Origin of the sequence: Chamaesiphon sp. (assembly GCF_041737865.1) — a bacterium.
Lineage (GTDB): Bacteria > Cyanobacteriota > Cyanobacteriia > Cyanobacteriales > Chamaesiphonaceae > Chamaesiphon.
In genome coordinates this window covers 1-14,550 of record NZ_JBGSQZ010000066.1, presented here as the reverse complement: position 1 = coordinate 14,550, position 14,550 = coordinate 1, and the positions used below count along the sequence as shown (strand labels likewise).

The following is a 14,550-nucleotide window of genomic DNA, read 5'->3' as shown; positions in this document are numbered from 1 at the left end:
CAGAGAAAAACCGCTCTAACCCTTTTCTGTCGTTAAGTCTCGATCGAATGTAGATGGAAGTTAAACGAAACAATTGGGTTTTAGCATTATTCTTTTTCCAATAGATCAGCCCTGCCCTTGATAAGGGGGGGTTGGGGGGGTAAAGGACTACGCAACATCTCAAATAACTTGCCAAGCTATCCGAGCAGATGCCGAGAGTCAGTCTCTCCAAAATCTCAGCTCGGTGTAATCAAATTAGTTTGCGGCTGTGAATCGACGATCGAATCTGCATCAGCAGTAGCTAATTTTAAAAAGGCATTGAGGGGGCCAAAATTGGTGGCATGAACGATCGCGGGTACATCATAACCCTTGAGATCGACGGAGCATTCTTTAAACACTCGATGTTTGCCGAGTACGGGTGCCAGATAACGATAGGTGGAAGCTCCGATCGCAATTTCTGCATTGAGTTCTTTGGTGATTGCTTCCAAGCGAAATGCCGCATTGACAGTATCGCCCAAAGCCGTATAGTCAGGTCGATCTCCACTCCCAGCATTGCCGATCATCGCATGACCAGTATTAATTCCTGCCCCAATTTTTAACTCAAATGGGAGGGGATATTGCTGGCTCATCTCTCTTGTCATCTGATTGAGATCGTCGAGTGCCAAGAGGATATTCATCATCTCTTGTTTGGTGACAGTTTCACCATTGTGAAACCACAACGCCATCAACGCGTCACCGATATATTTATCTACCCAGCTACCTCGGTTGCGAATGATCGCTCCAGCATTGCGGAACCAGGCACTCATCACCTCAGATAAGAGGTTTTCATTAGTTTGACGGGTCAGAATGGTAAAATTCCGCATATCTACCACCATCACTGACATCAGTTTGCGAAGATGCAGCACTGATGTAACCGTACCGTCGATCGTCCCATCTAACGCCGCTTCTAGCGAACCATCGGCTCTAGGCCAGTGAAATTCAAATTCAGTTTGACCGAAGGTAATCGTATCGCCGTCGTGGATGGTGACGGGAATACTCACTCTGCGTCCATTGACAAATGTGCCATTGCTACTACCTAAATCGATCAGGTAGTGATCGCCAGCATCAGTGTATTGGATCATCGCATGGTTGCGAGAAATACAACGATCTTTGACGACAAATTGATTGTCATCCCCCCGACCGACAGTCCAGCAGTTGCCATCTTTTAGGGATAGCTGGCGGAGACCGTTATCAGTATTGAGGAGTAGATATGGTGAGATGCCCTGGTTCACAATTGGGTAAAAATAAAGGTGGTGAACTAGTGGATCGATCGCTTCAAAACTATCAACACATCTAAAATGATTGGTTTAGGCATGACCAGCAACCAACAAAAATAAACTATCAACGACGATGGTGGTTAAAACTGCGCCACTGAAAGCGTACCAATGCCACTGTTTGATTCCTAAAGGTATTATACCCACAGCTAATAGCAAATTCACCAGTACGACTCCCCATGCTGTACCCCAAGGAGTGCGAACTTGGGCGATCGCTTGCTGTAAGATCGGCATGGCGAGGCTGGGATCGACCAGCATCACTTGCTTCCAGTAGTCAAGTAAGCCAACTTGATAAAAATATAAATCGGTAATTGCCGTGCCGAGTAGAGAACCGAGGTAAAATAAAGCACCAATCTTGCCAAAACCTCGCCACAGTGCCCAGATCGCAAAGGGTACGCCGATCGATTCGATCGGTAAATGGATCGCTGGTTCCCATCTAAACCAACCCCAATAGATCGCCCCAGCCAACCAACTCCAACTAAATCCCAGGATCAAGTCTCCCCAAATTTGGCTCTGAGGGCGTTGGCTCAGGATCGCTCCCAAGCAAACCCATAAGATAGTGAGCACAACGCTCAGGGCTGGATAGTGACGGACTAGCGGGGCTTCGATAAATACGGGAATGGATACTAAAAATGCCGATCCGGCAAATACACCCCAATTCCCTTGCAGTTGCCACCGCCACGTCCCCTTGATTTCGCTGGATTTATAGCTAGAGTTAAGCAAAGTAATATAGATATCAGTGACTTAATGTTTAATTATATAAAGTTATTATATTAGTTATGTTGCGACGAATCAAGACAACAAACCTTGTACGGGAAGGACTTTGGCAACTTATTTGCTCGATAATCCACCGATTTAGATTATGAGAACCACTGCATCAGGGCATTAATATTTGTTACGGGGAGCGACGATCGGTGAGAAAATACGATTAATCATGATGCTTATAATTAAATGATTCTAAAGAATTTGTCGCGCAACCGATCGGCAGCTAAATTCCCACTATTGGTGCTAAGTACAATGACGATTCTCCTCCTTGCCGCAACGATCGCTCTTGCCAAGCCAGCAGCCTCAACTGGTACCCCACCCGTCTCGCTCAACTTCTTTCAAGCCATCTTCCTCGGCTTGGTGCAAGGTGTGACGGAATTTTTGCCGATTAGTAGCTCGGCGCATCTGAAGGTGATTCCTGAAGCTCTCCAGTGGGGAGATCCTGGGGTAGCATTTACAGCCATTATCCAATTGGGTAGTATTGCGGCGGTGATTTGGTTTTTTTGGACTGATATTGTCACTGTGATTAGTGGCGCGTATACGGCTATTCAGAAAAAAGATTATCGGTCATTAGAGTTTCAAATGGCAGCGGGGATTGCGTTAGGTACCGTGCCAATTATCTTTTTTGGGCTATTAATTAAAAATTTTATTCCTGACTTCGACCATTCACCACTCAGAAGCTTGGGTGCGATCGCGATTGCCTCGATCTTCATGTCTATTCTATTAGGAATTGCTGAAAAAATTGGTGGGCGCAAACGAGATTTGAATAGTCTCACGGTAATGGATGGAGTACTAATGGGTTTGGCGCAATGTTTAGCCTTCGTCCCTGGTTGTTCTCGTTCTGGTTCTACTTTGACAGCAGGTTTATTTATGGGTTTAGAACGAGCAGCAGCAGCGAGATTTTCGTTCTTATTAGGTATTCCTTCGATTACACTGGCGGGGATATCAGAACTCAAAAGTGCGATCGATACTGGATTTAGCGGCGTATCGGCAGTTTCGCTAATCGTGGGGACGCTTTCGGCGGCAGTTTTTTCTTATCTCTCGATCGCGTGGTTACTCAAGTTTTTACAAACTCATAATACCTTTATTTTCATCTGGTATCGATTAGCTTTTGGAGTCGCTATTCTCAGCGCGATCGCGACAGGTGGACTAGTCAATCATTAGATTAAATCCCACTACAATACTAAATATCATCATCCTCATGCTATCCATTCGCAATCTGACTAAATTTAATGACAAGCTACTGCTATTGAAAATGGCAGTTGCGCTGGGAAGTGGGATCTTGATGGGGATGACATTTGCACCAGTCGAAGCTTGGTATTTAGCTTGGGTTGCACTTGCTTCACTATGGTATTTAGTATGTCACAAGCCTAACTTCAATTCCATCATTTATGCCTTGCTATGGGGGATTGGTTGTTATGGGTTAGGCTTGAGTTGGATCTTTGGGATTCATCCGATGACGTGGATGGGTGTGCCCTATTTAGCTAGTTTGGGAATTGCTACTTTTTGCTTGACTTTTATCACTTTATGGGGTGCAAGTTTAGTAATATTATGGTCGCTTATGCTGCGGTTTATCAGCTCCAAACCTCAACTAAACCCCTTTATCCGCGCGATCTTAGGGACGGCTTGTTGGTGCTTATTAGAAGAGTTGTATAGCCTCACAGACTTGTGGTGGACATCACTTGCGATGAGCCAAAGTCCACATAATTTACCCATTCTTCATCTCGGACAATTATCCGGCCCCACTACTGTCAGCGGTGCGATCGTCTTAGTCAACGGTTTAATTGCTGAAGCCTGTTTAGCATTTAATCGCAACCGTCGTCATCCTAAACTAACACAAAGAATTTGGCAATCTTCACCCTATATTAGTAGCGCGATTGCCTCAATTACGATCTTACATCTAATTGGCTCTAATCTAGCGAATCGCCCATTAGTAGAAGCGATCGATTCTAGTCTGAAGATCGGAATTATTCAAGGTAATATCGGCAATGAAGTCAGACATTATCGATCGGGATATGACCTCGCGATCGAGAATTATACCAGAGGTTATGTAGAATTAGCAGCTCAGGGCGTAGCAGCAGTTATTACGCCAGAAACTGCTTTTCCCTATCGAGAAAGTCAAATTAAACAAACATCCTTTTATCAAGAAATCCTAGCTAAAAAAGTCACTGTATTCCTCGGTGGTTTTGGTGAAGTTGGGAATAAAATTACTAATAGTATTTTGACGATCGATGGTGAAGGTAAAGTTATCAGTCGCTATGATAAATGGAAGCTAGTGCCATTAGGTGAATATATACCGTTCGAGCAATATCTCGGTAAACTTATCGACACAATATCGCCGTTAGATTCACATTTGCTAGCGGGTAAATTTGCCCCGTTAGTCAATACCCCACTCGGTAATTTAATTTTTGGAATCTGTTATGACTCCGCCTATCCCGAACACTTTCGCCGTCAAGCTCAGACAGGCTCGCTAATTATCACCGCTTCTAACGATGCTCACTATGGTGTCGCAATGCCATCTCAACATCAGGCACTAGATTTGATGCGATCGATCGAAACAGATCGGTGGACGGCTCGGTCGAGTAATACTGGTTATTCAGCAATTATCGATCCACATGGGCGGACTCAGTGGATCTCGAATCTCAATGAATTTGCAGCTCATGCTCACACAGTTTATCGCCGCAATACTCAAACCCTATATGTCCGGTTTGGTAATTGGTTGACACCGTTGCTACTTGCGATCGGATTTATATTATTTATCTTACCTTCTCGGTCAAAAACTGAAACCTAAATCGCGATCGTAATCGATCTATCCAACCAAATTTCGACCGCACAGTACGATGCACATACAGCTCTATCGTTGGCGTTGGCGTAGCCTGCCGTAGGCACAGTGTCGGCTCTGCCGAATCAAGTAACTTCCAACTAAAATCTAAAATGGAGCGAATGCCGCACCACGCTTCCCACAAATCGAACCTTACGCAGGAGAGTTTGAGAGGGCGGCGGCTCGCGCTCCTCGGCTCTGCCGAGGGTTTAGCGAGACAAGACAGCGTTCCGCCTCTCAACGGGGGGTCTGGGGGTCGGTACCCCCAGATCCTGGTTCTGCCCACACAAATAACACCCGCAACCAGCAAATTCTCTTCGCCTACCGATTTGCTAAGTACCAGACATTGGTGCGTTACGGCTTGCGCCTAACACACCCTACATCAACTACAGCGAATCGATAAAAACATCATCCGTCCAACTCCCATGCAGCCCATAGGGAATATGATGAGTCAAATGTAGAGTCGCGACTGGCCCTTTTCTCAAATCTGCGGCATCTAAAATGACCACGGCCGATCGATCCTTCAATCCATCATAAATCATTGCCAGCAGCCAGCCATCGTCCTCTTGAGTACCACCAGGACGCGGCACAAAGACGGGTTCGTTGACATATCCCGTCGGTGCAGCCGTCCACAATTGCTTCGCGCCAGTTTCGCGATCTAATTTGAGGATGCTTTGCAGGGGTGCATTGCCATCGAGGGTTTGGGCGGCACCCATATAGACATAGCGGTAGGGATAGCCGACGTTAGCGGGGTTAATTGTGGGGAATTCGCAACAGCGGGGTTCGACGAGTGTGCTAGTTACCTGTTGAGTTTTTAGATCTAGTTCAAATCGCCATAGTTGCCCTGGGGTGAGCGTACTGAAGTTCATATCGCGGAAGTCTTTATCGGGTTCGACTTCGGGGAAAGTGGCATAGGCAATTGAATCGATCGAGATCTTACCATCTTGCTCGAACGCATTGGCATGGTGGAAGACGAATCCCGAACTAGTTTCGAGAGTTTGGATCTTTTCGCCACTGCGAGGATCGCGGGGAATAACGATAATTTTCGTGGGTTTTTCGGGCTGGAATTTGACACATTCGCCCGCACCTTTTAAGCCGAATAGGAAAGGGAAAGGATTGAAGCCGACAGGGTTTTGGAAGAAGATGCAATAGTTGGGGGTAATCGCAAAGTCATGAATGAATGCGAATCCAGGGATGGTATGTGAATGCTCTTCGACAACTTTGCCATCTAGATCTAATTCGTAGATGGTAATTCCCGTCAAAAGTCCAGTTCGATCGAATTTACCAGCTTTCAAGCCAAAGTTTACCATTCGCTCCTGCTTGGGATCGAATAATGGGTGAGCAGCAAAAGGATCGCCAGGTTTTAGGGTGTTATTTAAATACTCAATGCCTAATGTATCGAGCGTTTTGGGATCTAAACGGTGGGGTTCGGCTGCTTCCCACAGAGCGAGTAATTTTCCGCCCCAGTAGACGACTTGGGTGTTGGCAATATTTTTTAAGTTGACATCGAAAGCATTGCTCATCCAACCGCCAGCTTTCTGGGTGCCGAATACGCCGCGATAGAGAAATTTACCTGCGGCTTGCTCGGCGACATAGGCTTCGGTTTGGATAAAGCGATTGAGAAAGTGCGCTTTGCCGTCTTTGATAGTAATTCGACAAATCATCCCGTCACCATCGAATGGGTGACGTACTGAGTCGCCATTGATATCTAGTAATCCTGGGCCATTTCGGAATAATGTACCTGTTAAATCAGCGGGAATTTGTCCTATGATTTCGGTGATTTGATAATCATATTCTTGTTTTTGCGATCGATACCCTTGTTTCCATTGAGCTAAATTATAGGGGAGTTCAGTAGTTTTAGTTTGCATTGCCTAAAAATATATAAAGTATTTACTGTAGCTTGCGAGTATTAATCTGAATTAGCTCTATTAATACTATTATCACTTAGAATATAAATCTAATTCAACTAGCCGATCGATTTATAGCAATCCTAAATGAGTAGATAGTTTGAGAGGTAGGATGTGTTAAGCTTCAGCCGTAACGCACCAGGACGATCCTAATTCTCATTAGTTTCTAGGAGTTCTGGTAACATACTAGGGATGAAGGATTGGTTGCCAACGATGCCTGTTTGTTGATGTTCGATCGCACTTGATGGCGGAATTAATTTAGATGTTGTTGTTATTAGTTGAGGATCTTCATTTGGTAATAAATTAATAAAGATCAGTGGGAGCATACTCCCGACATTGGTGATTAAGACTAGCAGCCACAATTTATCGAAGTTGGTATCGGTTACTCCCAGGATGTGAGTGAGAATTGCTCCACCTTCTTTGGATACTAAGCCTGATAAGTTTAGTACCGACATTAACATGGCAAACAAAGTAGCTTCAATCCCAGGTGGACACAATCTCGCCGCCAATACCAGCACTGGCATGAAGGTTAATTGACCCATGACAGTTAGAATCAAACTATCGCCAAGAGCAAACCAATGGTCGTCAATGCCTAACGATCGATTAGTATGAGTAACGAGTAATAGTGCTGTCAAACCCAGTAGGGATGATAATAATGTTGTCCAAATAAAGATTTGGCGAAACGGGATGGTTTTTAAAAAGCGTTGGAATAGCCATACTCCCAGCAAGGAAGCCAAACTTGTCACCAGTCGTACCCGCCCTAAAAATTCGGGCGTAAATCCTAATTCATTGGTACTGAAGTAGAAAAAGGCTGACTCGGCTGTAGGCGTACATTGCCACAGAAACAGGAATAGTGTGGGCATCCAAATCGCTTTCTGCGTCAGAGCTTGCCACAATTGCTGTATTTGCTCTTTGACTACCGTTTGGCGATTGCCATCTGCCGACGTTACGGGTTCCTCAGAAATCCACAACGCCGCAGCCGACACTAACAGTGGAAAAGCTGCCGTCAAGGCAAATACCGTGCGGGTGCTAAAGTGTTGCAGCAATAAACCACTAAAATAAGCGGTGAGTAATCCGCCGACTGCTGATGCGCCCCAACACAGAGCTTGCAAAGAACCAGCTTTACCAACAGACTCATCTCTGGCGCGTTCGACGATGAGGGAGTCTACGATCACATCACTAAATGCTACCGAAAGTGAGGTAATCGCGATCGCCAGTGTAGCACCAGCGGCTGTATGTACCAGATTTGCTAGACTCAGCCAAGCTCCGACGCCTAGCAACCCTGATAAGATCAGGTACGGTCGCCGCCGATAGCCAAAGATCGGCAAACCATCAGAAATAAATCCAAATACAGGCTTAATTACCCACGGTAAGGCAGCTATTCCCATCAGCGCAGCAACTTCGGCTGGAGATAGTGCTAGTTCATCTTTGAGGAAAAAGCTTACCGCCAGTCGGGAGATGCCCAAAATTCCCTGCACGGCATATACCAGCAAGATCGCTAACAGTTCGCGACTCGGCTGATGTCCGAACAAAATCTTGGTGATGAGGGGATGAGCATCGTCTGATGAGTCTGAAGGCTCTGTCAGCATTATTAATAAATGTTACGCAGTATTGAGATCTATGTTAACCGATCTTTATTGAGCGATCTATGCTCAAACCTGAGTTTACTCATCTAAGTTCTCCGGCGTGCGACATTATTTGATTGATAGCGGAGATTTTTACCTACCCCACCTTATGGGCACCCAGCAACGCCTACGATTGAAATCGTGGCTAATGTTACAAAGTCCGCCTTCGCGGACTAGAAAGTTCAGTCCGCGAAGGCGGACTTCGTATTCTGAGGAGTGGTTTTAACCTTCTTGAGTATAGGTTGTAACTGGGGTTATGCCAGTCGCCAAGGCGATTAAAACACGCTTAGATCTTAGTCCGCCTTTGCGGACTTTGCATCATTAGCGACGATTTCAATCGTTGTGCTTCTTTAGTAATGAACTAATGAGATAATTGGTACATCTGGCAAATGCGATCGACCATCAAGATCGTCTAATTCAATCAGGAAGGCACAACCTACCAAATCGCCGCCAATTTCTCTGACTAATTTAGCCGTAGCTGCTGCTGTGCCGCCAGTGGCGATCAAGTCATCCACGATCGCGATCCGACTACCAGCAGGGGCTGCATCCTGGTGAATTTCCAGCTTGTCGGTACCATATTCTAAGGCATATTCAACATTCCAGACGGCGGCGGGTAATTTCCCTGGCTTGCGGATCGGAATAAAGCCAATCCCTAATTTGTAAGCCAATGCAGCTCCAAAAATAAACCCCCGCGACTCCATGCCGACGATGTACTCAGGTTGCCAATCTTCAATTTTTGACGCTAAGGTATCGATCGAGTAGCGTAATCCGGCAGGATCGCTCAGTAGCGTAGTAATATCGCGAAATAAGATCCCAGGTTTGGGGAAGTCGGGAATGTCACGAATGAGAGCTTTGAGATCCATTAGTTGTCGTGATGGGTAAGGGGGTGAGTCAGGATCGATCGTCTCTGGTTAGGGGTTAATTGTCAATTGGGTAGGCAACAAGACGATCGATAGATCGCTAAACGCCAAACAATCGCCATCTATTGCTAGAAACTTTGGTTTTTAACCAAGTAGAGTTATAGGATGGTGGTTAGGGTCTAAAATTCGGGTATGCTGATGTTGACGATCGAAACCAAAAATTTAACATCAACTGCAACAATTTTGTCATGAAATTGAGTCTAGATCGCTCAGAATTTAAACCCCACAACTAGTTCGATCGATTGTCTTAATATGAGTGCATCGCTAATCAATGGCCCCATGTCCGAATCGCTCCTGGGAGTACTAGAAACTCTCCCCAATCCCAGTATTGTGGGAGATGCTTGTCCACGCCGCACCAAAGTCGAACTCGATCTGATGCTGCTGGCGATCGAAGCCATTGAATCAGGCAGTTCGGAACATATTCTAGAGCTTGCCAAAGAACTAAATCTCGACGAAATTATCAAAAATCGGATCGTCCTCTGGCGGATGCGCTCTACTAATCCGATGCGTCGCGCTCACACCCGCCGCATTTTATCAATCAAAGAAGCCAAAGCCCTCAGCGCGATCGGGTGTCGATTGGCTAGTCGTCTTGCCGTGCCGATTCGTCAACTCCTCCTCGCCCAGCAGCAGCTCAGTATCAAGCAAATCCCCCCTGAATACAATTTCCAACTCTCGGAGTATTTAGACCGCTTCCGCGCCCATTTTCGCAGTCGGATGAATCCCCGCCGCGCCAAGGTGAGTATTTATCAAGATGATGATAAATTAAATGAGTTGGCTGTTTCGCTACTGAGCAAGCTGCTCTTTTGTACTGGTACGCTCGGAACACAACGGCTGTGGATGAGCCTATTCGATGGGGAAGTAAAATAGTTGATAGTTGATAGTTGATAGTTGACAGCTTGCACTGAGCGAAGCCGCAGTTGATGTAGGGTGTGTTAGGCTCAAGCCGTAACGCACCAATTCGATCCTAACTCCCGAACCACCATTCACCATCCACTATCCACCATCCACTATCCACCATCCACTCACTACCCCAGATATTTAATGTGGCACTAGAAAGGGATTAGCGAAAAATCGCGGAGTCAGGAGGATTTATGACCCAAGAATATTATCGACAGGGATTAGCAAAAGCTAAGGCTGGAGATGCGCGAGGGGCGATTGCTGATTTTGAGTTGGCATCGATCGCTACGCCAGAATGGGCGGAGATTTACTATCGGCGCGGCTTGGCATATTTCGATCTCGGCGAGATCTTGACGGCTGTTGGGGACTATACTCAGGCATTAGCACTCGATTCTCAGCACAGAGATTGTTACTATGCGCGCGCTCTGGCGAGATTGATGCTCAAGAATTTTCCTGGGGCGATGGAAGATGTCGATCGAGCGATCCTTTACGGGCGAGATTATGCGCCAGCATATCAACTCAAAGGGCTGGTATCCAAAAAACTCGCCCAGTATCCACAGGCGATCGCGGCTTACAAAACAGCGGCTAATCTCTACTTATCCCAGCAAGATCCCGATAATAGTCGTCAGTGTTTGGAGCTTGCGCTCTCCTTGCAACCCAAACCGATCGCTCCAGTGACACCGACGACTCCTCCACCCCCACTAATTACGCCCGAACAGTTCTATACCCAACTCTTGGAACAGGGCGAACGAGGGGATCTCCAAGGGGCGATCGATAATGCCAATTGGTCGGTAAAAACTAGCCCATTGGATGTCCGCGTCTACTCCTGTCGCGGTGTACTCTACCTCAAACAAGGCAATTTAGCGGCGGCTTTGGCTGACTTTAGCCAAGCAATTAAACTCGATCCCCAATCCCATGTCGCCTATCGCAGTCGGGGCAAATTGCGCGATCGGATGGGTGATTATGGTGGGGCAATTTTGGATTTCGATCGAGCCATCGCGATCGATCCTCAAGATTTATTTATCTATTTAGCGCGGGGGAATGTACGGGTGAGTTTGAATAATTATTCTGAGGCGATCGCTGATTTTAGTCAGGCAATCTCGATCGATCCGCAGGAGCCTTCAGCATATATCTATCGCGCCCAAACATATATCAAGCTCGAAGAATTACGTCAGGCGATCGATGATTATCAACTAGCTGCAAATATCTATCTAGAACGTCAAGATCTACCCAAATATCAAGACACATTAGCAAATCTCCAAAAGCTACAACGCTCTACGCCCAAATTGCCACCACCACCGACGAAAAGTCCTCAAACCGAATCCTTACGACAACGCTTGTTTGTGCTGGTGAGCGGGCAATGGGGCATCGCTCAACGACTGATCGATCGACTCAAACAGGAGTCTCCAGGGTATGCCGAAGACTGGTATCTCGAACGCGTAATTTATAATCTGGAGCAGGGATTGTAATTAGTCGATCGTAGGGTGTGTTATCCCTAAGGGTAACGCACCAGAGCCAATGTAAATCTCTATTCGGTAAATCTATAGCAATCCTAAATTATCATTTATGTTGATGTAGGGTGTGTTAGGCTTCAGCCGTAACGCACCAGGATCGATACCCAAGGATCTGATTTAGGATTGCTATAGTTGTTAAGGTGATTTTTTGATATTAATCAGGTCTGTTAAAATATTATCCAAACCACCATTTACCTGAATCCGATCGATCTTCTCAGCGATGCGTTCGAGTATTTCCAACTCTTTCAATCTCAGCGCGACGGGATTTTCTTCCATCACTTTGGCGGTATTGAGCATACTCCTTGTGGCGGCTGTTTCCTCGCGACGGCGGACGACATTGGCTTGAGCAGATTTCTCAGCTTCTACCACTTTACTGAGAATAGTTTTGATTTCCCCAGGTAAAATAATATCTTTCACGCCGACAGATTCCACTGTCAATCCATAGTCGGTAGTCTTCTTGCGGATATACTCAGCAATATCGCGATCGATCGTCCCTTTGTCTTCCAGCAATCCATCCAAAGTCCGCTCCCCCACGGCTCCCCGCAAGGCAAATTGTAGCTCTTTGTATAAAAATCCGGTAATATCTGCCAGACTATTACTCGCTTGCAACGGATCGCTAATCCGATAACCAGCAGTCAGATTCAACCGCAAGGGGACTTTATCCTTGGTGAGAATATCTTGCCCAGTAACTTCCATCGTTTGGAGGCGCAGATCGATCGCATTTGAGCCGAACGATCGATTAAATGACCACCAGGCGTGGATTCCTGACTCTAGCTGCGTCTGAAATACCCGATCGACATACAACAAGCCCAGATGTTGGACTGGCACTTCTTGGACGTGTAAGGCACCACTGGCAATCTTTTTGACTGGTGCTGCACCCGATACTAATTCGGCAACTAGCTCAGGTGTGAGTTTAGCATCATGACTAATATCGATGATTTCTACCGTCACTCCCTGCCAAAATAATTTACGACTGTGGGGCGGGAGAATGGCAATCGGCTGCTGTCTGTCGCGCACGATGCCGACCTGTTGTGCTAGTGTTTCTGCAACAGTGCAATATTGAGCGATAAATTCGGGATGTCGATCGACTAAGACATCTTCATCGGGAAATACTGGATTGAGGGTAACTCGATTGAGAGTTTTGAACTGGAGATCTTTCAATGATGACCAAAAAGCATATTCACCCGTACCTAGAGGGCGGATAAAGTTATTTTGAACGTACATTAAGCCGATCTCAGATTCGGATACCTGAAATCTTTTAATCCCACTCAGGGCAAATCCTCGCGTTTTCTCGACTAAATCTGCGGGTAGTTCTAAATTTTCAGATAGATTAAAATAACGAACTTCAACAGGTATAAATCCCTTCCAGAAAGCGCGTAATTGATTGGGAACTACTATCAGCCAACTTTGTTTGATTTGGAGTAATGCCACTCGATCGAATTGGATTTGGACGATCGTCAGGTGCTGCTCTAGTTTATCTCGATGCGTCTGCAATAGTAATTCTAATTGTTCGATCTGCGCATCTGGCTGATTGAGATCGTAAGTTTTGAGGCTCCAATTCCAGCCAAAATATCGATGCGTACCTGGTAATAAAATCGCTTTGAAATCGCTACGGTGATATAGAATTCCTCTTTCGTGAGGTTTGATGTAGAATGTCTTGAACATATGAATTGTTGGATTTTGCGTTGCTCTGCTTGGTGCGCTGTCTTGACCCAAACGCACGCTGAGGGAACCGTCTAGCGACACGTCTCGCTCCGCTCGCCTACAGCGCGATTTGGGTCGCTAAACCGTCGGGAAACAAAGGCGAGCGCGCATCCGCTATCCAACTGACGATCGAAGGATTAGAAAGTTTGCTAGTTTAACTCCGTAGTTGCTGGCGTTTTTGACAGTCTGGTGACGGACGAAAGGTTTATCCATAATTGGATTAAGAGTTGAGAGTCAGGAGCTACCCAAGGATAACTAAATCGTCTTTGACTATCAAATATATCGTTCTATACCAACACTAGTATTCCCGTAGAAACACTAATGTTCGTAGCTGAAGGAATATACTCAAATTAGAGCTGCACGCGATCGTACTAGTACCGAACTGCTGCAAGATTGAGCCACTAAGTGACTAAATATTGCCAAACGCCAACTTTACAGAGCTGAAAATAATGGACTTGAACCATTTAGAGATTTCTCTCGTACCGTTTTTTTGGCTTGCGCCGACTTATCCCTAATAAGTTGCCTGAATTAACCTTTGGCTTGGTTTGGTGAAAAGTGCAGGAATCGAACCTACTAACCGTTGATTAATAGTCAACTGCTCTATCCAAATGAGCTTACTTTTTGGGGGAGTACGATCTAGGAATCGAACCTAGCCTCGACCGATACCTCGGCTGCTTTATCCACTAAGCTAATCGCACGATCGACAAATAATCATGCGCGACGGTATACGCTCAGACCAAAGGCTGGCGCACCAGTCAGATATATAGAATCAAAACATTTGTCGGCATTTTCATTAATGTCTACCTACTATTTTAACATATGCAGCATTTCGTGCTGATGAAAAGGTTTTTATTAGTACTCACTTAACTGTTTTATCGCCATACCAGTCCGCAGCAAGATCGCAGAGGTGATAAAGTGGCTTAGATAGTTGCTTGCCCCGATCGGTTAATTCATAGGTAACTTGCCTGAAGGGGTGACAAGCACCCCTGCAACGTTTTCCCACACTGGATTTTGCACAGTTGGATGAAAATTGAAGGGAAGTAAAGACGAGTTACTTTTGAAGCATAAAGAGTATGGGATAATAATAAAGATATGCTCAAAAAGT

The 14,550-nt window shown here is 45.8% G+C and carries 10 protein-coding genes and 1 tRNA gene; 4 read left to right on the top strand and 7 right to left on the bottom strand.

The annotated features are described in order from the left end of the window. Nucleotides 1–215: 215 nt before the first annotated feature. Together ACEW9J_RS04850 and ACEW9J_RS04845 are read right to left on the bottom strand one after the other, a co-directional pair. The gene (locus ACEW9J_RS04850) at nt 216–1,250 is read right to left on the bottom strand and encodes an FHA domain-containing protein (RefSeq protein ID WP_373544008.1); all 1,035 of its coding nucleotides are present in this window, start codon (nt 1,248–1,250) and stop codon (nt 216–218) included. 75 nt (nt 1,251–1,325) lie between these two features. Further along, entirely contained in the window at nt 1,326–2,015 is a 690-nt protein-coding gene (locus ACEW9J_RS04845) for a DUF3120 domain-containing protein (RefSeq protein ID WP_373544007.1), read from the bottom strand. 294 nt (nt 2,016–2,309) lie between these two features. On the opposite strand from ACEW9J_RS04845, the gene ACEW9J_RS04840 reads away from it, so the two are divergent. Further along, nucleotides 2,310–3,221, top strand: a complete 912-nt coding sequence (locus ACEW9J_RS04840; protein ID WP_373544009.1) for an undecaprenyl-diphosphate phosphatase — start codon at nt 2,310–2,312, stop codon at nt 3,219–3,221. A 37-nt stretch (nt 3,222–3,258) separates the two neighbouring features. Continuing rightward, nucleotides 3,259–4,848, top strand: coding sequence for an apolipoprotein N-acyltransferase (lnt, locus tag ACEW9J_RS04835; RefSeq protein WP_373544006.1), 1,590 nt, complete (start codon nt 3,259–3,261; stop codon nt 4,846–4,848). 416 nt (nt 4,849–5,264) lie between these two features. Here lnt and ACEW9J_RS04830 read toward each other — a convergent pair whose 3' ends face one another. From ACEW9J_RS04830 to ACEW9J_RS04820, 3 genes are all read right to left on the bottom strand, one after another. After that, nucleotides 5,265–6,746: a carotenoid oxygenase family protein gene (locus ACEW9J_RS04830; protein ID WP_373544005.1), complete on the bottom strand. Its 1,482-nt coding sequence runs from the start codon at nt 6,744–6,746 to the stop codon at nt 5,265–5,267. 188 nt (nt 6,747–6,934) lie between these two features. Further along, entirely contained in the window at nt 6,935–8,374 is a 1,440-nt protein-coding gene (locus tag ACEW9J_RS04825) for a folate/biopterin family MFS transporter (protein WP_373544004.1), read from the bottom strand. 386 nt (nt 8,375–8,760) lie between these two features. Then, nucleotides 8,761–9,273, bottom strand: coding sequence for an adenine phosphoribosyltransferase (locus ACEW9J_RS04820; protein ID WP_373544003.1), 513 nt, complete (start codon nt 9,271–9,273; stop codon nt 8,761–8,763). Between the two features lie 309 nt (nt 9,274–9,582). Between ACEW9J_RS04820 and ACEW9J_RS04815 the strand changes: the two genes are divergently transcribed. Both ACEW9J_RS04815 and ACEW9J_RS04810 read left to right on the top strand, forming a co-directional pair. After that, nucleotides 9,583–10,197, top strand: coding sequence for a DUF3038 domain-containing protein (locus tag ACEW9J_RS04815; protein WP_373544002.1), 615 nt, complete (start codon nt 9,583–9,585; stop codon nt 10,195–10,197). 224 nt (nt 10,198–10,421) lie between these two features. Beyond that, nucleotides 10,422–11,696, top strand: a complete 1,275-nt coding sequence (locus ACEW9J_RS04810) for a tetratricopeptide repeat protein (protein WP_373544001.1) — start codon at nt 10,422–10,424, stop codon at nt 11,694–11,696. Between the two features lie 180 nt (nt 11,697–11,876). Here the strand turns inward: ACEW9J_RS04810 and ACEW9J_RS04805 are convergent, their stop codons facing one another. Together ACEW9J_RS04805 and ACEW9J_RS04800 are read right to left on the bottom strand one after the other, a co-directional pair. Then, on the bottom strand, nt 11,877–13,406 hold the full coding sequence (locus tag ACEW9J_RS04805; protein ID WP_373544000.1) for a slipin family protein: 1,530 nt from the start codon (nt 13,404–13,406) through the stop codon (nt 11,877–11,879). A gap of 667 nt (nt 13,407–14,073) precedes the next feature. After that, nucleotides 14,074–14,143 (bottom strand) — tRNA-OTHER (locus ACEW9J_RS04800). Nucleotides 14,144–14,550 lie beyond the last annotated feature (407 nt).

Coding starts and splice junctions, on each gene's coding strand:
- ACEW9J_RS04840 (WP_373544009.1), top strand. CDS start 2,310: ATGACGATTCTCCTCCTTGCCGCAACGATCGCTCTTGCCAAGCCAGCA.
- lnt (WP_373544006.1), top strand. CDS start 3,259: ATGCTATCCATTCGCAATCTGACTAAATTTAATGACAAGCTACTGCTA.
- ACEW9J_RS04830 (WP_373544005.1), bottom strand. CDS start 6,746: ATGCAAACTAAAACTACTGAACTCCCCTATAATTTAGCTCAATGGAAA.
- ACEW9J_RS04825 (WP_373544004.1), bottom strand. CDS start 8,374: ATGCTGACAGAGCCTTCAGACTCATCAGACGATGCTCATCCCCTCATC.
- ACEW9J_RS04820 (WP_373544003.1), bottom strand. CDS start 9,273: ATGGATCTCAAAGCTCTCATTCGTGACATTCCCGACTTCCCCAAACCT.
- ACEW9J_RS04815 (WP_373544002.1), top strand. CDS start 9,583: ATGAGTGCATCGCTAATCAATGGCCCCATGTCCGAATCGCTCCTGGGA.
- ACEW9J_RS04810 (WP_373544001.1), top strand. CDS start 10,422: ATGACCCAAGAATATTATCGACAGGGATTAGCAAAAGCTAAGGCTGGA.
- ACEW9J_RS04805 (WP_373544000.1), bottom strand. CDS start 13,406: ATGTTCAAGACATTCTACATCAAACCTCACGAAAGAGGAATTCTATAT.